Consider the following 24,243-nt stretch of genomic DNA (forward strand, 5'->3'; position numbering starts at 1 on the left):
CCTGGTGGAACGACGCATCACGGGCACGCGCCCGGCATCGCACGGCAGGCATGATGTCGCGCCGCCATCGCACCTGCCTTCATGACCGTTCCCGATCTCGACGACGCCCGCGCCACCATGCACGACCTGTTGGCCCGGATGGCGGCGGCGGGCGGCTCGGACCTGTTCATCGCCCACGACTTTCCGCCGAGCATGAAGGCGCACGGCGCGATGACGCCCATGGCCGACGCGCCGCTCAACGGCGCGCAGACCGCGCGCCTGGCCGCGTCCCTGATGAACGACAAGCAGCGCGATGAGTTCGCGCGCGAGATGGAGTGCAATTTCGCCATCGCAGTGCCGGGCGTGTCGCGGTTTAGGGTGAACGTGTTCGTGCAGCAGGGCCAGGTCGGCATGGTGCTGCGCACGATCGCCGCCGAGATCCCCAACTTCGAGAAGCTGCGCCTGCCGGAAGTGCTCAAGGGCGTGGTCATGGAAAAGCGCGGCCTGGTGCTCGTGGTCGGCGGCACGGGTTCGGGCAAGTCGACCTCGCTGGCGGCGATGATCGACCATCGCAACCGCACCTCGGCCGGCCACATCATCACCGTCGAGGACCCGGTGGAGTACGCGCATGTCTCGCGCAAGTCGCTGGTGACCCATCGCGAGGTCGGCGTCGACACGCATTCCTGGCACCACGCGCTGAAGAACACCCTGCGCCAGGCACCGGACGTGATCCTGGTGGGCGAGATCCGCGATGCCGAGACCATGGAGCACGCGATCGCGTTCGCCGAGACCGGGCACCTGTGCCTGAGCACCCTGCACGCCAACAGTGCGTCGCAGACGATGGAACGCATCATCAACTTCTTTCCCGAGGAGCGCCGCACCCAGCTGCTCATGGATCTTTCGGCCAACCTGCGCGCGATCATCTCGCAGCGGCTGGTGCGCACCGAAGACGGGGTCGGACGGGTGGCGGCGATCGAGATCCTGCTCAACACCCCGACCATCGCCGAGAAGATCTTCAAGGGCGAGTTCAACGAGCTCAAGGGCATCATGACCCGCTCGCGCGAGCTGGGCATGCGCACCTTCGACTGGGCGCTGTTCGAGCTCTACAACGAGGGTCTGATCGGCTACGAGGAGGCGATCCGCAACGCCGATTCGGCCAACGAGCTGCGTCTGAACATCAAGCTCAAGAGCCGCCGCGGCGAGCCGAGCAACGCTCCGGGCATGGCCCTGTCGCTGCACGAGGACCCCACGCCCGAAGAGGTCGAGGCGATCCGCCGCGAGGAACTGCGCAAGCAGGAAGAGCGCGCCCAGGAGCTCGAACTCGAGCGCCTGCAGGCGGCCAAGCGCGACGCGGGATCGCAGGTGTCATAGCGATACGCATCGGCTGCTGACGCGGGTGTCCCGCGCAGCCGCGCGCAAGCCCCATTGCGTCTCTTGCGGCTTTCCCGTCCGGCTGCGCGCCGACGCCCGACGCGGCACGACGATTCTTCTAGAACGTCACCTTCACCGACGGCGCGCTGCGTTGCGCCTCGCCGTGGTACACGGCTTCGATGTTGTTGCCGTCCGGATCCAGCACGAAGGCGGCGTAGTAGCCGGGATGGTAGGGCCGTTCGCCCGGAGCGCCGTTGTCGCTGCCGCCATTGGCCAGTGCGGCCTTGTGGAAAGCGTCGACCATTGCGCGGTCGCTGGCCTGGAACGCGAGATGGTGGCGCCCGGTGAGCTTGCCCTGCGCGGCCTCGCTGTCGGCGGTGGACACGAACAGCTCGTCCGCCCAGAAATAGTCGTCGCCCTCGCCACCGATGGGCACGCCGAGCACGTCGAATACGGCAGCGTAAAAGCGCCGGCTGGCGGTGAGGTCGCGCACCACCAGTTGCAGGTGGTCGATCAGGCGGCCGCGATGCAGTTCATTGGTTTCCATGGATCCTCCTCGTGCGGGGGCGGGCAGGTTACCTGCGCGTATCGCAAGCGGAGAGTGAAATGCACGCACCGCCAACGCGCCGGCGAACTCCCGCATTCCTGGCCTGCGTAAACCGGATGCGCGGACGCAGCGTGCGTCGCGACGCTAGACCGCCGGCACCGGCCGGCGCGGACGCAGCGTGCGTCGCGACGCTAGACCGCCGGCACCGGCCGGCGCGCGCGCAGGTCGGCGCGCGCCCAGGCATAGATCAACAGGCCACCCAGTGCGGTGATCGCGCCCACGTAACCGGTACTGGTCCAGCCGTAGCCAGCGGTGATGGCCATGCCACCCAGCCACGGGCCGAGCGCGTTGGCCATATTGAACGCGGAATGATTGGACGCGGCAGCCAGTGTCTGTGCATCACCGGCTACGTCCATCAGATGCGATTGCAGCGCGGGCGCCAACGCGCCCATGGTGCCTACCGCCGCGACCGCCGGCAGCACCGTCCACGGCGACAGCGCCGCGAGCGGGAACGCCAGCAACACCGCGATCGACCACACCAGCACGATCGCCGCCGCGCGGAAACCGAAACGGTCGAACAGCCAACCACCGGCGAGCGAGCCGGCGATGCCACCCGCGCCGAACGCCACCAGCGCGAACGGCACGAACGATTCGCGCACGCCGGTCACCTGCACCAAGGCCGGCGGCAGATAGCTGAAGACCGCGAACATGCCGGCGAAACCGATCGCACCGGTGCCCAGCGCCAGCCACACCGGGGCGCGATTGAAGTCACGCAGTTCGCGCAAGGCATCGGTGCGCGGTGCGCCCAGGCCGCTCGGCAGCACGCGCGCGGTCATCGCCACCGTGGCCAGCGCGATCAGGGTCACCACGCCGAAGGCGTAGCGCCAGCTCAACGCCTGCCCCATCCAGGTGGCGAGCGGATTGCCGACCAGCAGCGCCACCGACAGCCCGAGCATCACCCGGCCCACGGCCTTGCCGCGCTGCTCGGGCGGACTGGCGTGGGCGGCCACCAGCGCGGCGACGCCGAAATAGGCGCCATGCGGCAGACCGGCGATGAAGCGGAACACGATCATCAGCGGATAGCTCGGCGCCAGCGCGCTGGCCAGGTTGCCCAGCGCATAGAAGCCCATCAGCCACAGCAGCAGACTGCGCCGCGGCAGGCGCGCGCCGAGGATCGCCAGCAGCGGTGCGCCGACCACCACGCCCAGGGCGTAGGCACTGATCACATGGCCGACCTGGGGTTCGGTCACGCCGAAACCGCGCGCGATTTCGGTGATCAGCCCCATCACCACGAATTCGCTGGTGCCGATGGCGAACCCGCCCATCGCCAGCGCCAGCAGAATCAATGCGAGCTGGCGCGGCGGCAGGGGCGAGTGGACGGCGACGGCGGATGGGGTCGGAATTTCCATCCACCGCATTATTGTGCATTGCAGCATGCGCTGCACGCGATGCTGCGGACCACAGTGTTGCGGGTAGCGCCGGGATCCGCGTCAGCGCGATGACGCATCGGGTGGGCCTATCGGCCCACCGAGCCCGCGGATCGCGCTTGCGAAAGGCTCAACCGATTGCACCGCGGAGCCGATGGGTCCGGGCGATCGCACCCATCGTCGCGTCGGCGACTGCGCTCAGGCGCCGTCCGGAATATCCGGCTCCACCACGTTCTTGAGCAGCGCCAGCGATTCCTGCCAGCCCAGATAACAGGCTTCGGCCGGGATCACGTCGGGCACGCCTTCCTGCACGATCTGCACTTCGGTGCCGACTGAGACCTTCTTCAGCGTCACCGTGGTGGTCATCTCGCCGGGCAGGTTGGGATCCTCGAACCTGTCGGAGTACTTGAGCCGCTCGCCCGGTACCAGTTCCAGGTATTCGCCGCCGAAGGCGTGGCTGTTGCCGGTGCCGAAGTTGGTGAACGACATCCGGTAGCGGCCACCGACCTTGGCATCGAGCTCATGCACGGTGCAGGTGAAGCCGTTCGGCGGCAGCCATTTGCAGATGGCGCCCGGATCCACGAAGGCGCGGTAGACGCGCTCGGGTGGGGCGGCCAGGACGCGATGCAGGCGGATGGTGCTGGGCATGATGCTTCTCCAATGAGAGAGGACGATCCTCTTGCAAAACGACGATCCAGCCAAGGCCGGATCGACATCCATCGCAGGGTGCCATTCGCGCAGCGATCACGATTCGCCGATCGCGCGCCCGCATCCGTCCATCTAACGCGTCCGGTGCGCATTCACCACCCGATTGGCCCACGCAATCTGCGATGGCGGATCTTTCGGCCAACCTAGGGTCGGCCCGAATGGCAGCGACGCAGCTGGATCGCTAGGCTCGCCGCATTCGCCACGGAGCCGTGCAATGGCCGACATCTACGGCATCGATGCCCAGACCTACCGACACCTGCCGCCCGAAGACCAGGCCGCGGTGCGCGAGGCGTACGAAGACCGTCTCGCCGATCAGCGCACCGTCGATCCGGGAGCCGTGGTCGATCGCATCCTCGATGCGCCTTCCTACGAAACCACCGCCGCACTGGTACGCGAACTCAAGGACATGTCGCCCGAAAACGCGCAACGCGTGCTGCAGGAACTCGAACATCGCGACCCCGATGCCTGGCCGCAGGTGATCAATACCGGCGCCCTCAACGATCTGCAGGGGACGAACTACCCGCAGCGCGGCCTGCGGGTGCTGGCCGATGCGATCGCCCTCGAGCACGCCGCCGGGCGCCTCGACAACGACGAGATCAGCCTGCTGTTCGGCGCCGGCATCGCCGGATTCGAGCGCACGCAGGCCAACGGCGCGCGGATGCTGTTCGGCGCATCGAACAGCGAAGAGATGCAAGCGTTCGAGCGCGCCATGGCCGACTACGCGCTCGACACGTTCGCCGGCGCCGACCGCAACTCCGCATCGCACGGGACCGAAACGACCACGACCGGCGTCGCCAATATCATCACCAAAGGCCTGGGCAGCGACTATTCGGGCCGCGAGGCGCTGGCCTCGGCCTATGCCGATACCGATGCGGGCGCCGACGGCGTGCAGGCGCGCTCGCCCGAGGAGCGCGCGCACATCCGCACCCTGCTGGCCGACAAGGGCTCGCTCTACGACGACGAACCGGCCAATCCCGATCCGCTCGCCGTCCTCATGCGCGGCGTGGCGGAGATGTACGGGGACGTGGAGGTCGGCGGCACCAATCTTGCGGTCGAATTCGTGAACTGGGCCGGCGAGAACCAGGAGTTCTTCGTCGAAAACGGCATCCTCGGCAACACCACGTCCGATCCGCGCGCCGAGGCGCTGGGTCTGCTGACCACGCTCCATGCCGATGCCGTCTTCGCCGACCTCACCGACGGTTACGCCAACGGCGACCAGTACGCCGGCGACGATAGCCGCAAGCTCGGCTTCCTGCTCTCGCTCACCGCCTTCAACGGCAACAACTCCCACGCCGACTCGGTGACCCGCAGCCTGGACCGCTACGTCGACGGGCTGGTGGATCAGGTCCGGCAGGATCCCGCCTCGCAGGCGGCGCAGGATCCGCTCGGCAGGCTCGAGATCGTGGCGCCAGCACTGCTGATCGCGCAGGCATCGCCCTACCTGGGCGAACTTGCTTCCAACGAGGCGCGGGTCAGCGGCATCCTGCGGGTGCTCGACGTGGTGTCCACCGGCGCCGGGCTGATCCCGGCGGGTGGTTTTGCGAAGTTCCTCACCCAGACCTACGGCGACATCAATGGGCTGAGCGACGACCAGATCAAGAACGGGCTGCGGGACTACCTGACCGATGCCATGTCCGGCTCGCCCGAAGAGCGCGAAGCCGCGCTGCGCGACGTGGTGAGCATGGTCGAGCAGCAGATCCAGGCGGAGTACGGCGACGTACCGGTGGTCGCCGGTGCGATGACGCGGCGTCTGGAGGACAACCTCTACGAGATGCTGGTCGCGATCGCGGACAACGACGTCTCCGGATTCCTCAACACGCTGAACCTGGATCGTTGAAGGCGGGCACGGCAGATAGGCCCGCGGCTTGAGGCGTGACCGGGTCGCCCGGCAACTGCGCGTACGGCAGCGACACGGAGTGGGTCGAGCCCACCCGATGTTGCGGAACTCAGGCCGCCTGTTCGAGCGGCGCCATTCGCACCTGCGGGCGCAGCGCGATGCTGCGATCGGCATCCATCAGCTGCAGCTCGCCGTCCTGGATCATCGCGGTCAGGCGCATGCCGCGCGCCAGCAGCCCGGTCGCGGCTGCGACGCCCTCTGCGGGAAGGTCGATCACGGTGAGGTTGCGCAGCCGCGCAAGCGTGGCTCCATGTTTCTTCCACCAGACCTCCGCGGCATGGCCACCATAGGTCACCACCACCACCTGCTGCGCGCGGCCGCAGGCCTTGCGCAGGCGTGATTCGTCCGGCTGCCCGAGCTCGATCCAGCGTTCGATATCGCCGGTGTAATCGCGCTGCCACAGCGCCGGTTCGTCTTCGTCGCTGAGCCCGCGCCCGAACATCAGTCGCTCGTCTGCAAACAACGCGAACGCCAGCAGCCGTGCCATCAGCCGTTCGGCGGTCTCCGAGGGATGCTGCGCCAGGATCAGGTCGTGCGAGGCGTAGTAATGCCGGTCCATATCGGTGACCTGCAGTTCCGCCTTGTACACGGTGGCATTGGGAGCCATGGCAAGCGCCTGCGGTCAGGCGCGCGATCGAAGTAGGGGCTGCATTCTAGGCGGTGCGGTGCACCCGTGCCGTAAAGACGGGCAGGCGCACCGATGCCCGCTGCGCCCGCCCTGCGCTCAGCGCCCCGGCGGGTCGGGCAGGCGGTCGCGATCCGCACTTTCGCTGACGTTCTCGTCGCGGAACGTCTCGGTGCTCTTGCGCACCGTATCGACGAGCGGCTGATAGGGCTGCTTCGCCGGCTCATTGGGAGGACGTCGGGCCTTCTTGTCGCCCTGCGACTGCCCGGTTTTCGCTTTCACCTGCGAAGCCGCCGTCTTCAGGACCCGCTCCGGCGCTGGCGCGCTGGGTGGCGCGGACAGCGCCAGGCCGGGAATGGCGCAGGCGAGCAGCACTGCCAGCAGGTGTCGGTAGCGCGGTTTCGTTTCCTGCATGGCGGTGCTCTCTTTGGGCTTCGGGTTTGTGCAGCCCCGGCGCTAATCCGTCGCCGCAGTGGCGGCAACGGGCTTGAGCAAATCGAGCACCGCCACGGTCATGGCTTCGGTGCCGAGCCGCACCGAGGGTTCCGGATCGATCTTGAACAGCGGCGAGTGGTGGCCGGGCACGGGCGGCCCGCCCGCCTTGGCGGCATCGAACGCCGCCTGCGGCGTGCCGCCGACGCTGAAATAGAAACCGGGCACGCCGAGTTCGGGCTGCACGAAATACGCAAAATCTTCCGCGCCCATGCCCGAGCGCGGCCGCGATGCGAGCACGCCTTCGCCAAACGCCTGGGCGAAGGTGGTGCGCAGCCGCGCGGTCAGCGCGGCATCGTTGATCGTGACCGGCGTCGATTCGGTCGACACCTTCACTTCCGGCAGTTTGTCCTCCGCAAGGCCGTTCATGCGCCCGACGTTCACTGCGATGCGCCTGATGCCGTCGAGCAGGGTCTTGCGCACCGCCTCGTCGTCGGCGCGCACGGTCAGCTGCAGGTCGGCGCGGTCGGAGATGATGTTGTGCTTGGAGCCGCCGTGGAACGCACCCACCGTGACCACGCCGGGCGACAGCGGCGAGATCTCGCGGCTCACCAGCGTCTGCAACGCCATCACGATCTCCGCGCCGATCACGATCGGGTCCTTGCCCTGGTGCGGGTAGGCGCCGTGGGCACCGACGCCGTGGATCGCGATATCGACGCTGTCCGACGACGAGGAACTGATGCCCGGGTCCGCCACGATCGTGCCGGTCGGCGTATCGGCATCGACGTGGAAGGCCAGCGCGTAGTCGGGCTTGGGGAAGCGGGTGTACAGGCCGTCCTCCAGCATCATCCTCGCGCCGCCGATCCGCTCCTCCGCCGGCTGCACCACGAACACCACCGTGCCCTGCCAGCGGTCCTTCATCGCCGCGAGCCGGCTGGCGGTGCCGATGAGCGAGGTGATGTGCACGTCGTGGCCGCAGGCGTGCATGACCGGCGATTCGACGCCGTCGATGCCGGTCTGGACCACGGTCGAGGCATTGGGCAGGCCGCTGGCCTCCTTGAGCGGGAGCCCGTCCATGTCGGCGCGGACCAGCACGGTCGGGCCGTCGCCATTGCGCATCACCCCCACCACGCCGGTGCCGCCGACCCGCTCGGTGACCTCGATGCCCGGGATCGCGCGCAGTTCCTTCGCCATCCGCGCCGCGGTGGCGGTCTCCTTGTAGGAGAGCTCGGGATGGCGGTGGAACCAGTCGAACAGCGCGCCCAGGCGCTGGTCGTAATCCGCCTTCACCGCAGGCCCGAACTCGGTCGCGGCGCGGGCCGGGAAAGCCGCGAACGCGGCAAGGCACAGCAGGACGCCGTAGCGCATGGACATCTCCCCAGGGTGACGCCGGCAGTGTAGGCCGGATCGGCTGGCCGGGCGGATGCCGGCACGGAGTGTGCGCTGCTGCGCAAACCGGCGAACGGCTGCGCCTGTCCGGCCCGTGCCACCGGCAATACCCGCGCGCTTGGCACGACTCCTGCATCCATAAAAACATCCCCTGTGCGGTAGATCGACATGCAGTTCTGGACCCTCATCGTCAGCTGTATCGCCATCCCGGCCAGCAGCACCGTGTACGCCCATGGCGGCGGGCTCAACGGCCAGGGTTGCCACAACAACCGCAAGACCGGCGATTACCACTGCCACGGCGGCAGCGACGGGCCGTCGCGGCCCCGCCTCGTGCCGGCGCAGCGCGACGCCATCCCGGGCAACACCCTGACGCCCAGCGGCGGTTCCGGCCCCGGGCGCGCATTTGCCAACTGCACCGAGGCCCGTGCCCATGGCGCGGCACCCGTGGGCCGCGGCGATCCGGGCTACGGCCCGCATCTGGACCGCGACAACGATGGCGTGGGGTGCGAGTCCTAATCAGGACGGCGAATACAGGCGTCCAGTCGACCCGTTCCTGCACGCCAAGCCCGCAACGCCCTACTCCACCGCGCGCCACCACGCGTTGGTCGGCTGCGGCGCCGCCAGGTCGAAATGCTCGCCCATCATCGGCGTGGCCAGGGCGATGTCGCGCTCGGCGCTCAGTGCGCTGACGCGTTCGAACGGATCGCGCCAGCCGTGCATCGCCAGGTCGAAGGTGCCGTTGTGCACCGGCAGCAACCAGCGCCCGCGCAGGTCCTGGTGCGCCTGCACGGTCTGCTCGGGCAGCATGTGCACATAGGCCCACTGCGGGTCGTACGCGCCGGTTTCGATCATGGTCACGTCGAACGGGCCGAACCGGCGCCCGATCTCCCTGAACCCGTCGAAATAGCCGGTGTCGCCGCTGAAGAACAGGCGCAGGCCGTCGCCGCCGTCGCCATCGGCCGCGTCGTCGATCACCCACGACGCCCATAGCGTGCGGTCGCCGTCGAACAGCCCGCGCCCGGAGAAATGCTGGGCCGGGGTCGCGGTGAAGCGCACGCCGTCGAACGACGCGCCCTGCCACCAGTCGAGCTGGCGCACCTTGTCCGCCGGCACGCCCCAGGCGATCAGCCGGTCGCCGACGCCGAGCGGGGTGAGGAACACCTCGGCGGTCTTCGCCAGCTGCACCACGGTGTCGCGGTCGAGATGGTCGTAGTGGTCGTGCGAGAGCAGCACGCCGCGCAGCGGCGGCAACTCGTCCAGTGCGATCGGCGGCGCGTGGAAGCGGCGCGGGCCCATCCACTGCACCGGCGAGGCGCGCTCGGCGAACACCGGATCGGTGATCCAGAAGCCGCCGCGCAGCTTCAGGAGCAGGGTCGAATGCCCCAGCCGGAACAGGCTACGGTCCGGCGCCGCCTCCAGCTGCGCGCGGGTCAGCGCCAAGACCGGCAGCGGCGCCCGCGGCACGCTGTCGGCGGGCTTGTTGAACAGGAAGTTCCACAGGATCCGGGCGGTCTTGGCCATGCCCTCGGCGGGTCGGGGTGTCGCGTTGCGGAAGCGGCCGTCGGTCGCCTGCGGCGAGTCGGGATGGGCCGCCACGGGCCGGTCGGTCGTGGCGAAGGACAGCAGGCAGGCGCTCATGAGCAGGGCTCCAAGGGTCAGGGCGATGCGCCGCAGGCGACGGAAGCGGGGTCGGGCGGGGGGTCGGCGCATCGGTGTGCCAGAGTTAGGAACTACACCGTGCAGTGTACTTATATTCGGGCAAAAGTAAACTGCCCGGTGTAAACTTTCGTCATGCCCCGCGAAGCCGCCCCCGCCCGCCTGACCGACCGCAAGCGCGCGGCGATCCTGGAGGCCGCCGTGGCCGAGTTCCGGGAATCGGGCTACGAGGCGACCAGCATGGATCGCATCGCCGCCAGCGCCGGGGTCTCCAAGCGCACCGTGTACAACCACTTCCCCAGCAAGGAGGTGCTGTTCACCCGCATCCTCGAGCAGATGTGGGAACGCGGCGCCGACGGCCTGGACATCCCCTATCGCACCGACCGGCCGCTGCGCGCGCAGCTGCTGGAACTGGTGGAGCAGAAGATGCGGCTGCTACACGACCCCAGCTTCACCGACCTGGCCCGCGTCGCCATCGCCGCCGGCGTGCACAACCCGGAGCTGGCGCGCGAACTGATCGCCCGCCTGGGCGATCGCGAGGAAGGCCTGACCGCATGGGTGCGTGCCGCCACCGCCGACGGCAGGCTCAAGACCCACGACCCCGTGTTCGCCTCCATGCAGCTGCAGAGCCTGGTCAAGGGCTTCGCGTTCTGGCCGCAGATCGCCATGGGCCAGCCGCCGCTGAGCGCAGCCCAGCAGACCCAGGTCACCGAAGCGGCGGTGGAGATGTTCCTGGCGTATTACGGCTGAGGCCGAGGTCGTTTCGGAAGCAGCCGCGCCTCGTCCTTGCGGACCGTAGTCGCTTGATGACCCATCCACCCCAAGCGATGATGGCGATTCACAGGGAAGCGAATGGAGAGGGATCGTGAGCTTCAGTCACCACCCGTCGCCGCGAAGTCAATATGCGATGTTCTTCGCTTCGCTTCTCCTCGCCACGTCAGGATGCTCCGCCGTGAATCAGAACGCCCCGCGCAACTTCAATCCGCAGCAGTCGGCTGGCGAAGCCACGCGCCAGCTGCAATCGTCGAATCCCGCCGGCACGCCCCTGGACGAGGTCGTGCGTAATCTCGAGCGGGCCGGTTTCCAATGCCAGGAGCTCGCAACGGCGAGCGCCGGCTATCGCAACTCGCTCCTGTGTACCCAGGCACCGCCCTCCGTGCAGCCTGCGCCAACCACATCCGATCCGCCTACGCCTGTCCACTGGACAGTGAGCGTGGATTCCCAAGACGGCAAGTCGGTGAGCAGACTGCAGGCGAGTCGTTACCCGAAGGATCTCGGAGAATGAGTCATGGACGAAGAGAAGAATGCCCGCATCATCGTTGGGGCGAGCGAAGTCGCAGGCGATAGACGGCATCTCTACCTCCTGTTCGAGCGCTCTGACGGCATCCGAATCGTCGTCCGCGGCGGCCCGGATACAAGACCCGAAGGCAACGATCTGGCCAACCTCGCCGAAAGCACGCTGCTTGGTTCGGAGAAGTTCGGTCATCTCGTTGTGGATGCCGCACCCTACGTGCCTCCATACGAAGCGGCATTGAAGCGGCAACAGGACGGCACCTTTGTGCCCGTTCCATTCGAACAAGCCGATCCCAACGATCCATCGCTTACGCGCAACGCGCAGGGAGATCTGATCCGGCAGACCATCGTGGCTCCTGACTGGCAAGGACCCGGCGAGAAGCATGAGCGTACCGTTGCCTGGACAGGCACGGACCAGGAACTCGCTACGAAGCTGGAGGCCGCTGTCCAGGCGGGTCGGCAGATCAACGACGCCAAGCTCGAATACTCTCCGCTCTACAACAACAGCAACGGCGTCGTCGGCAATCTGATGAAGGCTGCCGGAGTGAAGCCCGTTCTTCCCAAAGACACCGAAGGCGAGCCAGTCAAAGCTCCCGACTTCGGCGAAGACCTCTATCAGGACGTTGGCCTCGCCTCCAATCGCAGCGGTTATCGCTTCAACGGAACCCAGTGGTATGACGAGGACGATCGCAAGATCGCGCCGCCCAAATCGGGTCAGCCTGTCGTACCACAGGATCCGGGCGAGCCCAAACGCGGTTCGTCGGATGGCTTCAAGCTCAGCGCGGCCGATCAACAGCCGGAAGACCCCCTGTTCGGCCAGATCCTGGAGGGCGTCCGACGGATCGACGCCTCGCTCGGGCGCACGCCCGATGCCGCGAGTGAGCGGATGACTTGGGGTCTCTACGCGCTTGCAAAGGAACAACGGATGGAACGGGTGGACGATATCGCCCTGGGTCGCGCGGGCACGCGCGCGGCCGCCGGCGAGTACGTGTTCCTGATACAGGGTGACCCCGCCGGCTCGATTTATCGACGCGAGCAGATGCGGACGGCTGATGCTGTGGAAGCGACGGTCGAGCAAAGCCAGGCCCGGGTGCAAGCTGCCGAACACGCCCATGCGACGGCGCTCAAGATGGAACCTGAGGAGCCCGTTCGGCAGCAGCAATTTGGGCCGGTACGCGCCTGAATCGGTTGAAGCCGGGCGCCACGCGCAGCTTAGAAATTCCGCAACGCCGGCGCCGCATCGTTCGAACCTGGCCGACCCGGACAACATGGCCGATGCCCGCCCAGCCGCACGTTGGCATCAGCGCAACGCTCCACGGGAGAACGCGCATGCACCGCCTCCGTCGCTGCCTGCTGCCGGTATTGCTCGTCGCCTTGGCCGCTTCATCGCAGGCGGCCGCGGAATCGCACGAAGTCTGCGAGGCCTATGCCCGCGATGCCGTGCAGGCCTACCAGACCTCACGCCAGCACAACTGCGGCTGGCTGGATCCGCGCTGGCACGACAACCGCGACGCCCACTACAACTGGTGCCGCAGCGCGCCGGCGGAGTGGGTGGCCAACGAGACCGCGTTCCGCGCCAACAACCTGCGTGTGTGCCGGCGCGAACCCGGTGCCGAGGGCTGCCACGAGTACGCGTCCCTGGCGGTGGCAAACCAAAGATCCAACCTCGGCGGCGAATGCGGATTCACCGGCCCGCGCTGGGGCGATAGCTACGACCATCACCTGGCCTGGTGCCTGGGCGTGCCCACCGAAGCCGCCAACCGCGAGATCGCGATCCGCCACGCCATGCTGGGCGTATGCGGTGGCGGCGCCGAGTTCCGCCGCTGCGATGCCTACGCCCGCGACGCCGAACACCAGGTGCGCGAAGCCGCCGACCGCGGCTGCCAGTTCAGCGGCCCGCGCTGGACGCCGCTGTACGAAGACCACCTCACCTGGTGCCTCACCCAGCCCGCCGCCGTCGCCGCGCAGGAGGCCCGCGAACGCGAAGGTCCGCTGAGCCAGTGCCGCACCCAGCTGCCCGCCGGCCAGACCAAGACCGAGGCCTGCAACTGGACCGCGCGCATCCGCACCGAGGTCTGCGCCAATCCCGATGGCACGCCTTCGTCCACCTCGGGCACGTCCCTGGTCGTTTGCGGCCCCACCGAGGACGAGGCCAGCGAACGCGCCAAGGCCGGCCTGCCGTTCCCGCCCAGCGACGAGGACGAACCCGAGCCCGGCACCTGCACCTACCAGCTCGACGTCGGCCCGGGCTGCGCCTGCGGTTGATCGCAGCGCAGCCCTCAACGCGCGCGCAGGCGCCGGCGGTTGGCCACGGCCTTGCGCGTCGCCGGCCGCAGCGCGGCATTGCCCAGGCCCATCCAGGCCTCGGCCATCGACGACCACAACCACCACCAGGCCTGCGGTTGCCACGGCGCCAGCCACACGCCCGACTGCGCGGCCCGCAGCGGCATCCGCGCCATCGCTTGCCACGCCGCCCAGGCGCCCTCGCCGCTGGCGCTGAATTTCTCCTGCAGCATCCGCTGCACCTCGCGCTGGTTTCCGGCCGAACCCCAGGTGGACGGGTCGGCGAACATGCGCATCCGCGCCGCGATGACTTCCGACGAGGCCACGGCGGTGTCGGTGAGCAGGGGCAGGCTGGCGCGCGAAGGGCGACGGGGCATGGCAGGTCTCGTGATCAGGCGCCGCAGCCTGGCAGCCCGGCGGTGACCGCAGCGTGCGGGTGGTTCGCATGGCCTGCCTGCAGAAGCCAAGGCCGGCTGCCGCCTTTGGGTGGAGTGATTCCCGTTTTCGCGGAAACACGACAAAGCGCTCGAGCCGGCACGCTTCAGGTTCGGCATCATGCAGGCATCGGAATGGAGCCAGGCCATGTCGCACGGTTTTGACGAACTGACCGCCATCTTTCGCAAGCTTGGAGCCAACGACCCGGAAGGGTGGGCAAGCAGCCAGGTCCAGGAGGGCATCCCGCAACTCGCCCGCTTCGTGTTCCTGAAGCAGGCATGGTCGCTGGTGCTTGCCGACGGCGACACCGGCTGGATAGCGCCGTACATCGAGTCCGCCCTGAAGAGGCCGGATGAGCCCTACGCCGGCGTCGGACTTGCATTGCAGCGACTACTGTCCGCGGGCGCCGATCCCAATGACCTGACGGATGTGGTCCGCGGCATGCAGGCGGACCTGCTGTTCAACCTGTGTTACCTGCTGGGGGATCCCGGCTTTCCCAATCCGATCGCGGATGTGTCCTGGGGTCTCTTTCAGCTGGACGACGATGACAGGCCCGTCGCCCACATCGGCGGGTTGCATGAGTCGGTCCTGGAAACCGACCCTACCGGGCGAGAGATGCGTCCTCGTACGATCTCGCAGTGAAGTCAGGATTGATCCCTGGGCACCGGGAATGTCTCTTGCATCATTTTTGATTTTCGTTCGCAGTGGTGCCTCACGACAGTCCAAACGCCTTCCTGAGGCTGGCATCGACGGGACCGGCCGGCATGAAGCGACGCAGCTTGCTGAGAACCGAAGCCTGTCCAGCCGGCGTGCGGCGCATGCGCCAGCTGCCAAGCGCCGCCTCGACAATCGTGTTGGCCACGCCATCGGGTTCCGGCGCATTCCTGACATTCTTCTGGACAGCCCGGAGGACGAGCTCACGTTCGTCGTCGTAGTCCGAAATCTTCGAAGTTGTCGGGGGCGCGTTGGCGTCCAGGTTCGTTCTGGTGAAGGAAGGCTCGACAAGCACCACGCGGATTCCGAACTTGCGCACCTCATGATCAAGAGTCTCGGACATCCCCTCGACCGCATGCTTGGATGCCGAGTAGAGCCCCATGTAGGGCGCCGGGAGAAGGCCCAAGACCGAACTTACGTTGACGATTCTTCCCGAACGTTGCGCGCGCATGCGGGGCAGTACTGCCTGCGTCGTGCGCAAGAGGCCGAGCACGTTGGTGTCGAACAGCGATTGCGCCTCGGCAATCGACGTTTCCTCGGTCGCGCCCAGCAGGGTCACGCCGGCACTATTGACGAGCACGTCGATGCGGTCGGCTCTGGAGATGATCTCTCCGATTCCACGTTGGACCGAAGCTTCGTCGCGGATATCCATCTGGATCATCTCGACGCCCGCTATGGGCTGCGCCGTTGCGGTGCTACGCACGGTGCCGAACACCTGGCAACCTCGCTCGGCAAACTTCATTGCGGTGGCACGCCCGATGCCCGACGACACTCCAGTGACAAGAACGACTTTGGAATTGGACATGGCTGCTTTTTCCGATGGGTGAATGGAATGGATTAGTGCTGTGAGGGGACGGGCCTGATCCGGAACCAGATGGAATACATGGCCGGCAGGAACACCAGGGTCAGAATCGTTCCTGCGAACGTGCCGCCAATCAGCGTGTAGGCGAGCGTTCCCCAGAACACCGAGTGGGTCAGTGGGATGAAGGCCAGGATGGCCGCCAAGGCAGTCAGGATCACGGGACGGGCGCGTTGCACGGTGGCTTCCACCACCGCATGGAACGGCTCCAGACCGGCCTGTTCGTTCTCGCGGATCTGCCCGATCAGGATCAGCGTGTTGCGCATCAGGATTCCCGAGAGCGCAATCAGGCCCACCAATGCATTGATGCCGAATGGCTGCTGGAACAGGATCAGGGTGGGCACTACGCCGATCAGGCCCAACGGGCTGGTCAGGAAGACCATGACCATGGCGGAGATCGAGCGCACCTGAAGGATGATGATGATCAGGGTCACCGCCAGCATGATCGGGAACAGCGGCAGCATGGCCTTGGTGGCCTTGCCCGATTCCTCGATCGAGCCGGCCTGCTCGATGCGGTAGCCGTCCGGCAGCTTGTCGATGATCGGCTGGAGCTTCTGCAGGATCGCCGTGGAGACGTCGGGTGGCTGCAGGTTCTCGGCGATGTCGCCGCGCACTGTAATCGTCGGCGTGCGGTCGCGCCGGCGCATGATCGGTTCCTCCATGCGCACATCCGCTTCGCCCACCTGTGACAATGGGATGCGTTGGCCATTGGCGCCGGCCAAGGTGAAGTCCGTGATCTTGTCCGGGTCGAGCCGGATATCGCCAGAGGAGCGCGCGACCACCTGCACGGTGCGAATGTCTTCGCGCACAGCGGTGATCGGTATGCCGGTCAGCAGGAATTGCAACTGCTGTGCCACGGCGCTGGAGGTGAGCCCCACCGCCTGCAGGCGGTCCTGCTGCAAGGTGAAGTGCAGCGCAGGCGTGCGCGTGCCCCAGTCGGTATTGACTGTGCGCATCATCGGGCTGGCTTCCATTATCTGCTGCACTTCGGCGGCGATCTCGCGCAGCTTTTCCGGGTCGGGTCCCACGACGCGGTAGGCGACCGGGAACGGCGAGTACGGACCGAAGACGAGCTGGGTGACGCGCACGCGCGCCTCGGGAACTAGGCCATTGGCGATCGCCTGGCGCAGCCGGTGCTTCAACGCCTCGCGCTCGTCCTGGCTGTCCGTGCGGACTACGATCTTGGCGAACGATGGATCGGGCAGTTCCGGTCCCATCGCTAAGTAGAAGCGCGGCGCTCCTTGGCCGATGTAGGCGGTGACGATCCGGGCTTCCTTCTGCCGGGCGAGCCACGCCTCGACCTTCGCGGTCGCGGTGCTGGTCTGCCCGATCGCCGTGCCATAGGGCATCTGCACCTCCACCAGCACTTCAGGGCGGTCGGAGATCGGGAAAAATTGCTTCTTGACGATGGCCATGCCGAGGATAGCGAAGACGAACAGGCCCACTACCGAACCAGCCACCAACCATTTGCGGGCGATAACGCGCTCCAGCATCCGGCGGAAGTGGTTGTAGCGCGGCGTGTCGTAAAGCGCCTCGTGGCCACCTTCGACCTTCTTGAGATCCGGCAGCAGCTTGACGCCCAGATAAGGCGTGAACACGACCGCAACTACCCACGACGCGATCAGCGCGGTACCGACAATCCAGAACATGTTGCTGGTGTACTCGCCGGCCGTGGAACGGGCGAATCCATTGGGCATGAAGCCGACAGCCGTCACCAATGTGCCCGACAACATCGGCGCGGCGGTGTGGCTCCAGGCGTAAGCGGAGGCTTTGATGCGGCTGTAGCCTTCCTCCATCTTCACCACCATCATCTCGATGGCGATGATGGCGTCGTCGACGAGCAGGCCCAGCGCCAGGATCAACGATCCCAAGGTGATGCGATCGAAGTTCTTGCCGGTCGCGGCCATCACCACGAAGACCGCCGCGAGCGTGAGCGGCACAGCAGCGGCGACCACGATGCCTACGCGCCAGCCCATGCTGAGGAAGCTCACCAGCATGACCACCAACAGCGCGACGAAGAACTTGACCATGAACTCGTCGACCGCCGAGCTGATGTTGACGGCCTGGTCGGTGACTTTGGTAAAGCTCATGCCCAGTGGCAGCTCGGCACTGATCGCACTTACTTCGCTATCCAGTGCCTTGCCCAGGTCGAGCCCGTTCCAGCCATCGCGCATGACGATGCCCAGCAACAGGGCCGGTTCTCCGCCGTTACGGATCAGGAAGGTAGCCGGGTCTTCGTAGCCGCGCCGGACCGTGGCGATGTCCGAGAGCTTGAGTGTGCGACCCTGCGCGACCACCGGCGTGTCTCGGATTTTCTGCAGTTCGTTGAACGCGCCGTCCAGGCGAACCAGCACCTGCGGTCCCTGGGTTTCTACCGATCCCGCCGGAGTCAGCGCATTCTGACTATTGAGCGCGGCGAACACCTCCTGCGGACCGACGCCCAGCGTGGCCAGGCGTTCGTGCGAGAACTCGACATAGATGCGCTCGGACTGCTCGCCGATGATGTTGACCTTCTTCACGCCGGGCACGTGCAGCAGCCGCTGCCGTAGCGTTTCCGCTTCGCGCACGAGCAGACGCTGCGGCTCGCCCTTGGCCTTGAGCGCGAACAGGGCAAAGGTGACATCCGAGTATTCGTCATTGACCATCGGACCGATCACACCGGCCGGAAGGTTCTTCGCCTCATCGTCGATCTTCTTGCGGGCTTGGTAAAACTCTTCCTGCACCGCCGATGGCGGCCCGCTGTCCAGCAGGCTCAGCGTGGTGAAAGCCAGCCCGGGCCTGGTGTAGGTCTCGCTGCGGTCGTACCAGCGCAGCTCCTGCAGGCGCTTCTCGATCTTCTCGGCAACCTGGTCCTGCATCTCCTGTGCGGTGGCACCGGGCCAGGCGGTCACGATCGTCATTACCTTGACGGTGAAGGCGGGATCTTCCGCGCGGCCCAACTGGAAGAACGCGACGAGCCCCGCCAGCGAGATCAGGCAGATCAGGAACAAGGTGACCGCGCGCTCGCGAACGGCGAGCGCCGACAGGTTGAAACGGCTCTCGCTCATCGACTCGCTCCTGCGGTGGCCGCGATCGCAGGCTGGCCCGCCACCCGGACCTGCTCGCCTTCGCGCAGCAGGTGTGCGCCGAGCGCGACGATCCGGTCGCCGTGCCTGAGCTGGCCGGCGATACGCGCACCTTCATCGCTCAAGCGCTGGACCGTGACCGGACGCCAGGTGACTTTGGCCGGGTTCCCGTTGATGACCCACACTCCCGGCCCCTTGCCCGCGTCGAACAGGGCGCCGACCGGAACCTGCAAGTCGCCTTTCGAGGAGGAATGCCCGTCCGCAATCTCGACGGTGACCGTTGCGCCCAGTGGCGCGTCGGCGAGGTCTCCCTCGAGCACGTACCGTGCCTCGAAGGTGCGGGTCAGCCCGTCGGCGGCGTCCGAGAGCTGCCTGAGGCGGGTGGGGACGGTGACCCCGTCCCTGCCGTAGAGCGTGGCCTGTCCGCCGGAACCGACCGCAGGGCGAAGGGTTTCCGGCAACTGGATGACGGCTTCGCGCGGGCCGGCGTGCGCCACACGCACCACGACCTGGCCGGCGCTGACGACCTGGCCAGGTTCGGCGAGCGTTTCGATGACAACGCCGTCCGCGTCTGCGACCAGCTCCGCATAGCGGCTCGCGTTGCGGGCAACCTCGGCTTGGGCAACGGCCGCACGAAGTTGGGCCCTTGCGGCATCTGCCGCGGCCTTGGCCTGGTCGTATGCCGATGCGGATATCGCTCCAGTACCGAGCAGATTGCGGTACCGGATTTCTTCTTGCGCCGTCTGCTTCGCATGCGCTTGGGCGGCCGCGGCGGCTTGGTGCTGCGCATTCACGGCGAGCTTCAGATCGACCGGGTCGATCCGCATGAGCATCTGGCCGCGCTTGACGGTCTGCCCTGCATCCACGAGTCGCTCCAGCACCTTGCCGGAGACGCGGAAGCCCAAGTCGCTCTGTACCCGGGCGGCCACGGTCCCGGTGAAAGAACGCGATGCGGAATCGGCCCCCTGGACGGTGGCGGCACGTACCAGCGGGGTCTGGGTACGCGGGTCAGAGGTTGTTTTATCGCCGCATGCGACCAGTGCGAGCGGCAAGACGCAGAGGACTGCGGTGAAAACGAGGCGGTGCCGGAGCATGAGGGGATCCCATAGACGAGCCGTTCTGGGATCCCATCTTCCAACGAGTGACCAAATTAGTCAATAGTCACTAATGCCTATTCATCATGGAGACAGGCTGCGGAGCACCAACCCAGACAGCCGGGCGGGCGCCTCGTCGGTAGAGTCAAAGCTGTGCTGCAGGAGCAGCGGGTTGAGGTAGGGGCGCATGACCAAGTAGATCGCCGCGGTGGTCTCGTCGAGTGGGGTCTTGCGCTCGAAATCCCCGGTTTGCCGGCCTTCCTGCAGGATTTCCTGAAGCAGCGCCTGGATCCGCTCCTCATACGCGAGTGCTGCCTGCCAGCGCTCGCTGGCCGCCGAAGCTGCGATCTCGTAGAGCTTGCGATCCTGGAAAAGCAGACGAAGACTCGCCTCGACAATCGCCTTGAACATCCGTCGCAGCTTCTCGGGCGGCCTTTCGGCCTCGTCCACGGCGGCCCTGACCTCGGTCTCGATCTGCTGCAGGCAGTTGGCGCAGATCATCTCGCCGATGGCCTGCTTGGACTCGAAGAACTTGTAGATATAGGCCTTCGAAAAACCAACCGCCTTGGCGAGGTCGGAGACAGTCGTTTTCTCGTAGCCATACCGGCTGAAGTGGTCGGTCGCGGCCGCCACGATCTGATCGCGAACGTCGTGATCGACTGGGCCGCGGCCAGAAACTGAATAAGGGGTTGGGGTGCTCATGGCTCTAGCCTACCGCGTGCCTTTGGCGCGGACAACAAGTGACCATTCTGTAATATAGTCACATTGTGAAATCGTACAGCCTCCCGGAAAAGCCACAGCGAGGACAAAGGGGACGCAAGCGCATGTTGCGGCCCGCCATCCTGACTGCGGCGATGGGATTGTTCGCCCAACGCGGGTTCGAGCAGCCCACCATGGACGAAGTGGCCGAGGCGGCGGGGGTGCGGAAGGCCACGCTTTATTCGTACTTCGACGGAAGGGCCTCATTGATCGATGCGGTGATCGACAGCTGCCTGCTCGATCTGCCCGCACTGCGCTCCACAAATGGGGCTCTCCCGCTGCGCCGACAGCTCTTCGACGTCGGTCTTCAACTGCAGGACCTGGCGGCGCATCCGGCAGCCGTTTCATTGATCCTTGCAGGGCAGCGGTTGTCCGCGGAGCAACAGGCCGCGTGGCGGAGGCGGTATGAAGAGTTCGAACGTTTCCTTTCCGGACTCCTAGAACGTCATCGCTGCTGCGAACAGCCTAGGCAAGTAGCACAAGCGTTCCTGCTTCTGGTGATCGGCGATCTGCGCCCGAGATCTGCGACCCAGCGTACCGTCGTCGACACGCCAAGAGTCGCGCAGGCGGTAGACCTTCTTTTGCGTGCCTATCCTCAGCGATGGAGTTCAGGGGACTGCTGATTCATGTAATACACGCAAACTCGCTCAAGCAGCTCTCGCGATCGTCACTGTTGTGATGGTCGAGCAAATGCTTCCACCGGAAATGTCCCTGACACCATTTTTCGTCGAAACTTCCTATGAACCGAACATCGAGTGCGCCAGCCGCGCCACCTGCTCCCCGATCGGGAAATACCACTCGCTGCGTCCGATCATGATTCGCAGCGGCCACGACGCGATGATCACGAGGCCGCCAATCACATAGGCGGGATGCACGACTCGGTGCCTGCGCCAGTCGTGTACGAGGCAGGCGGCGACGAACAGCGCCGCGCACAACGGGATCAGAAGGTCACGATGCGGCTGCATGTCGAGCAGCCGCAGAATGCGCGCCGTAGCCGGGCTGATCGACGCGATGAAGCCCAGGATCATGAATCTCCGATGCAGTCCCGGCCGACGGCGCCAGGCGATGCCGAGCGCGATGAATACTGCGAACAGCCCGATCGAGGTGAACCCGACGATGGAGAACTGCGGCGGTGCCACCCCCGAGGGGCTGACATGGTTCGAGATGGCAGTCTGGAAGACCGACAGTACGCCCACCGCCACGACGATGCCGGCAAAGATCGCGCTCGCGATCCCAAGCTTGCGGTGCAGGTCGACGCGATGGGCGGCGACCAGACCCACCTGCGCGAGGAAGAGTGCCATCCAGACGGTGAACACGACGGCGTGCACATGCAGCAACGTCGTGAGCGGCGGCGGAGCGGTCAGGATGCGCAGGTAGTAGCTTGGAGCAAAGCCCACGACGACGAAGACCACGAGTGCCAGCGCGATCAGCAGATAGAACCGGAGACTCAGGACGGCGGCCATAGAGGAACTCCTCTTGGAATGGACACCTTCACATTGGCCTTTCGGAACACCTTTAAGCCATTAACCGGCCCTTGGATAGCCCTTACTTCTTTATTATTCGGTCCGTGGAACAGCGAGCCCTGCAATTCGACGGCTGGACGGTGGATCGCGTCTCGGGCGAGATCTCGCGCGACGGGCGCATGACCCGGCTGCCACAGCAGCCCCTGCGCGTCCTCATCGAACTTACCGACCGGGCGGGCGAGGTCGTCACGCGCGAACAACTCGTCAAAGCGCTGTGGCCGCGGGGAGTCGTCGACTTCGACAACGGGCTCAATGTAGCGGTGCGCAAGTTGCGCGTCGCGCTCGACGACGTCGGCGACACACCGCGGTACGTGGAGACTCTGCCGCGCGTGGGCTACCGCTTCATCGGAAAGCTGGCCACGGCGGTGCCGGCAGCCGCGATCGACTCGACACCGGTCCGCTCCGCGCGCGGTATGTGGCTCCTGCTGGCGTTCGCAGTCGTTGCGTTGGCTGCGGGCCTCAGTATCTTCTGGTTCAGCGAGCGCAGAGCGGGCGGAGCGCGTCACATCCCCAGCGCCCGCGCAGAGGAGCTGTACGTCGAGGGCATGCATCAACGTTCGCGACGCGACGTCGACGCGACCGCGCTCGCACTCGCCAAGCTCGAAGAGTCGATCAAGGAAGATCCGCAATACGCTGAGGCATGGGCGGGTTACAGCCGCACGCTCACGGGCGCAGTCGTGCGCCAACTGATGACGCCCGCGGACGGGCTGCCGAAGGCGCGCGCAGCGGCCGAGCGTGCCCTCAGGCTCGATCCAGGAGTTGCGGATGCGCACGTAACCTTGCTCCACATCCACATGGACTTCGACAAGGACTTCGCCGCGGCGACACGGGATCTGGAGAAGGGGCGGCAGCTGGGCCTCAATACCGCCAGCTTCTGGCACTACTCCGCGATGTGGCATGCCCAGCAAGGGCGGGTCGAGGAGGGGCTCGCGGACATGCGTCGCGCCCGGGCCCTGGAACCGATGACCCTGCTGCTCTCGTCCAACTACGCGCTGATCCTGTTCAACGCGCGCCGCTACGATGAGGCGATTGCGCTACTGGCGCCGATCATTGAAGCCAACCCCGGGTTTGACACGGGTCGCAGCGTGCTCGCGCGGGCACTCACGGCCACAGGCCGTTTTGACGAAGCGCTCGCGCAGTTGCAGGCACGCAAGGTCGTCGGCGCGTGGCAGGGCGATCTCGGCGTGCTCTACGCGAAGATGGGCCGGCGCGAAGATGCGCTGCGCGAGATCGCGCGGCTTGACGCGTTGCAGAGTCGCGGGTTCGGCGAGTCGTACGAACTCGCGACAATCCGGGCGACACTTGGGGAGCTCGACCTGGGATGTGAGTCGCTGGCACGCGCGCTTACCGACGGGTCGTTCCTAGTGAACTGGATGAGGCTCGACCCGCGTATGGATCCACTGCGCGGGCGCCAGTGCTTCACGGACGTTGAGAAGAAGCTCTACGGAGAATGAAAAGGGGACTGGTTCAAATCCGTTTTCATTTCCCGAATAGGATTGCCACTGGACGCAGGGCTTCTCTAGGGCAATGGTGCTAGGGACACTTCTAGGAATGTTACTAGCCGGCGGCATGGACGCACTAACCACTTTCGACTCGAGGCGAACGCCGACCTGACCGCGCAAAGTCCGTCTCGGCGTCGAACCGCATGGCTTCTCTCGCGACGGCACGCGTGTGGCTTTCCGCATGACGATGCATCTGGCCCTGCTTACAGCGGCACTGCTGGTCAAGGTTGTGATGGCCGATCAAATGCTGCGAGTTTTCGTGGCAACTGATGGATTCAAGCCGCAACTCCCAGTGGTTGCCACCTCTTCACAGACAAGAGACGTATTCAAACCTCAGCTGAATGCGGGCCAAGACGCCGGCAAGAATGGTCGCTATATTTCGGATTCCCCCGACGAGGAGAAGTGGCATGTTTCTGACCAAACAGCATCTGACGATGGCACGTACGCTCGCCTTGGCGATCGCCACCCTGGGCCTTGGCGCCTGCGCCACATATGACGACGAGTTTGCAGGGATCAACTCACGCCTCGATCAGCTCGACACGCGGGTGCAGAGCGCGGCCCAGAGCGCCGAAGCCGCCAACCAGTCCGCGCAGCAGGCCAACCAGCGGCTGGATCAGATCGAGGGCCGCGTCCAGCAGCTCGAAGCGGCACCGCGCCGCGAGCCGCGCGGTTAGTCGCGCACAAC

24 protein-coding genes are annotated in these 24,243 nt (G+C 66.2%); 11 read left to right on the top strand and 13 right to left on the bottom strand.

Annotated features, from left to right (window positions below):
* Positions 1-81 precede the first annotated feature (81 nt).
* Complete coding sequence (locus tag MC380_RS12820; RefSeq protein WP_242101749.1) at positions 82-1,350, top strand: PilT/PilU family type 4a pilus ATPase; 1,269 nt, start codon at positions 82-84, stop codon at positions 1,348-1,350.
* A gap of 118 nt (positions 1,351-1,468) precedes the next feature.
* On the opposite strand, the gene MC380_RS12825 is transcribed toward MC380_RS12820, so the two are convergent.
* From MC380_RS12825 to MC380_RS12835, 3 genes are all read right to left on the bottom strand, one after another.
* A complete protein-coding gene (locus MC380_RS12825; protein WP_242101750.1) occupies positions 1,469-1,897 on the bottom strand; it encodes a VOC family protein in 429 nt (142 codons plus the stop codon).
* Positions 1,898-2,088: 191 nt separating this feature from the next.
* A complete protein-coding gene (locus tag MC380_RS12830; RefSeq protein ID WP_242102937.1) occupies positions 2,089-3,222 on the bottom strand; it encodes an MFS transporter in 1,134 nt (377 codons plus the stop codon).
* Between the two features lie 300 nt (positions 3,223-3,522).
* Positions 3,523-3,972, bottom strand: a complete 450-nt coding sequence (locus tag MC380_RS12835) for an SRPBCC family protein (RefSeq protein ID WP_242165207.1) — start codon at positions 3,970-3,972, stop codon at positions 3,523-3,525.
* Between the two features lie 274 nt (positions 3,973-4,246).
* On the opposite strand from MC380_RS12835, the gene MC380_RS12840 reads away from it, so the two are divergent.
* Positions 4,247-5,869, top strand: coding sequence for a hypothetical protein (locus MC380_RS12840; protein WP_242101752.1), 1,623 nt, complete (start codon positions 4,247-4,249; stop codon positions 5,867-5,869).
* A 109-nt stretch (positions 5,870-5,978) separates the two neighbouring features.
* Here MC380_RS12840 and MC380_RS12845 read toward each other — a convergent pair whose 3' ends face one another.
* The 3 genes from MC380_RS12845 to MC380_RS12855 all read right to left on the bottom strand — a co-directional run bounded on the left by MC380_RS12845 (position 5,979) and on the right by MC380_RS12855 (position 8,354).
* Entirely contained in the window at positions 5,979-6,536 is a 558-nt protein-coding gene (locus MC380_RS12845; RefSeq protein ID WP_242101753.1) for a YaeQ family protein, read from the bottom strand.
* A gap of 117 nt (positions 6,537-6,653) precedes the next feature.
* Complete coding sequence (locus tag MC380_RS12850; RefSeq protein WP_242101754.1) at positions 6,654-6,968, bottom strand: hypothetical protein; 315 nt, start codon at positions 6,966-6,968, stop codon at positions 6,654-6,656.
* 42 nt (positions 6,969-7,010) lie between these two features.
* Entirely contained in the window at positions 7,011-8,354 is a 1,344-nt protein-coding gene (locus MC380_RS12855; protein ID WP_242165209.1) for an amidohydrolase, read from the bottom strand.
* Positions 8,355-8,543: 189 nt separating this feature from the next.
* Here MC380_RS12855 and MC380_RS12860 point away from each other — a divergent pair, with 189 nt between their 5' ends.
* Positions 8,544-8,891 carry an excalibur calcium-binding domain-containing protein gene (locus MC380_RS12860; protein WP_242101756.1) on the top strand — a complete coding sequence of 116 codons (348 nt, stop codon included), beginning with the start codon at positions 8,544-8,546 and terminating at the stop codon, positions 8,889-8,891.
* Between the two features lie 60 nt (positions 8,892-8,951).
* Here MC380_RS12860 and MC380_RS12865 read toward each other — a convergent pair whose 3' ends face one another.
* The gene (locus tag MC380_RS12865; RefSeq protein ID WP_242165210.1) at positions 8,952-10,013 is read right to left on the bottom strand and encodes an MBL fold metallo-hydrolase; all 1,062 of its coding nucleotides are present in this window, start codon (positions 10,011-10,013) and stop codon (positions 8,952-8,954) included.
* A gap of 153 nt (positions 10,014-10,166) precedes the next feature.
* Between MC380_RS12865 and MC380_RS12870 the strand changes: the two genes are divergently transcribed.
* The 4 genes from MC380_RS12870 to MC380_RS12885 all read left to right on the top strand — a co-directional run bounded on the left by MC380_RS12870 (position 10,167) and on the right by MC380_RS12885 (position 13,589).
* Positions 10,167-10,781: a TetR/AcrR family transcriptional regulator gene (locus tag MC380_RS12870; RefSeq protein WP_242165211.1), complete on the top strand. Its 615-nt coding sequence runs from the start codon at positions 10,167-10,169 to the stop codon at positions 10,779-10,781.
* A gap of 202 nt (positions 10,782-10,983) precedes the next feature.
* Entirely contained in the window at positions 10,984-11,316 is a 333-nt protein-coding gene (locus tag MC380_RS12875) for a hypothetical protein (protein WP_242165212.1), read from the top strand.
* Positions 11,317-11,319: 3 nt separating this feature from the next.
* A complete protein-coding gene (locus tag MC380_RS12880; protein ID WP_242165213.1) occupies positions 11,320-12,507 on the top strand; it encodes an XVIPCD domain-containing protein in 1,188 nt (395 codons plus the stop codon).
* A 146-nt stretch (positions 12,508-12,653) separates the two neighbouring features.
* Complete coding sequence (locus tag MC380_RS12885) at positions 12,654-13,589, top strand: hypothetical protein (RefSeq protein ID WP_242165214.1); 936 nt, start codon at positions 12,654-12,656, stop codon at positions 13,587-13,589.
* A 14-nt stretch (positions 13,590-13,603) separates the two neighbouring features.
* On the opposite strand, the gene MC380_RS12890 is transcribed toward MC380_RS12885, so the two are convergent.
* The gene (locus MC380_RS12890) at positions 13,604-13,984 is read right to left on the bottom strand and encodes a hypothetical protein (RefSeq protein ID WP_242165215.1); all 381 of its coding nucleotides are present in this window, start codon (positions 13,982-13,984) and stop codon (positions 13,604-13,606) included.
* A gap of 178 nt (positions 13,985-14,162) precedes the next feature.
* Between MC380_RS12890 and MC380_RS12895 the strand changes: the two genes are divergently transcribed.
* Positions 14,163-14,684 (top strand): hypothetical protein, encoded by a 522-nt coding sequence (locus MC380_RS12895; RefSeq protein ID WP_242165216.1) that lies wholly within the window; start codon positions 14,163-14,165, stop codon positions 14,682-14,684.
* Positions 14,685-14,754: 70 nt separating this feature from the next.
* On the opposite strand, the gene MC380_RS12900 is transcribed toward MC380_RS12895, so the two are convergent.
* The 4 genes from MC380_RS12900 to MC380_RS12915 all read right to left on the bottom strand — a co-directional run bounded on the left by MC380_RS12900 (position 14,755) and on the right by MC380_RS12915 (position 20,476).
* The gene (locus MC380_RS12900; protein ID WP_242165217.1) at positions 14,755-15,561 is read right to left on the bottom strand and encodes an oxidoreductase; all 807 of its coding nucleotides are present in this window, start codon (positions 15,559-15,561) and stop codon (positions 14,755-14,757) included.
* A 32-nt stretch (positions 15,562-15,593) separates the two neighbouring features.
* Complete coding sequence (locus MC380_RS12905) at positions 15,594-18,662, bottom strand: efflux RND transporter permease subunit (RefSeq protein ID WP_242165218.1); 3,069 nt, start codon at positions 18,660-18,662, stop codon at positions 15,594-15,596.
* Positions 18,659-19,774, bottom strand: a complete 1,116-nt coding sequence (locus MC380_RS12910; protein ID WP_242165219.1) for an efflux RND transporter periplasmic adaptor subunit — start codon at positions 19,772-19,774, stop codon at positions 18,659-18,661. Before MC380_RS12910 ends, MC380_RS12905 begins: the two co-directional genes overlap by 4 nt.
* A gap of 84 nt (positions 19,775-19,858) precedes the next feature.
* Complete coding sequence (locus tag MC380_RS12915; protein WP_242165220.1) at positions 19,859-20,476, bottom strand: TetR/AcrR family transcriptional regulator; 618 nt, start codon at positions 20,474-20,476, stop codon at positions 19,859-19,861.
* Between the two features lie 122 nt (positions 20,477-20,598).
* On the opposite strand from MC380_RS12915, the gene MC380_RS12920 reads away from it, so the two are divergent.
* The gene (locus tag MC380_RS12920) at positions 20,599-21,156 is read left to right on the top strand and encodes a TetR/AcrR family transcriptional regulator (RefSeq protein WP_242165221.1); all 558 of its coding nucleotides are present in this window, start codon (positions 20,599-20,601) and stop codon (positions 21,154-21,156) included.
* Between the two features lie 114 nt (positions 21,157-21,270).
* Here MC380_RS12920 and MC380_RS12925 read toward each other — a convergent pair whose 3' ends face one another.
* Positions 21,271-21,996, bottom strand: a complete 726-nt coding sequence (locus MC380_RS12925; RefSeq protein ID WP_242101767.1) for a hypothetical protein — start codon at positions 21,994-21,996, stop codon at positions 21,271-21,273.
* A gap of 104 nt (positions 21,997-22,100) precedes the next feature.
* Here MC380_RS12925 and MC380_RS12930 point away from each other — a divergent pair, with 104 nt between their 5' ends.
* Positions 22,101-23,510 (top strand): winged helix-turn-helix domain-containing protein, encoded by a 1,410-nt coding sequence (locus tag MC380_RS12930; RefSeq protein ID WP_242101768.1) that lies wholly within the window; start codon positions 22,101-22,103, stop codon positions 23,508-23,510.
* Positions 23,511-23,965: 455 nt separating this feature from the next.
* Positions 23,966-24,232, top strand: a complete 267-nt coding sequence (locus tag MC380_RS12935) for a hypothetical protein (protein WP_242165222.1) — start codon at positions 23,966-23,968, stop codon at positions 24,230-24,232.
* Positions 24,233-24,243 lie beyond the last annotated feature (11 nt).

The sequence above is a fragment of the Lysobacter sp. M15 genome (assembly GCF_022662515.1).
Lineage (GTDB): Bacteria > Pseudomonadota > Gammaproteobacteria > Xanthomonadales > Xanthomonadaceae > JAKPBU01.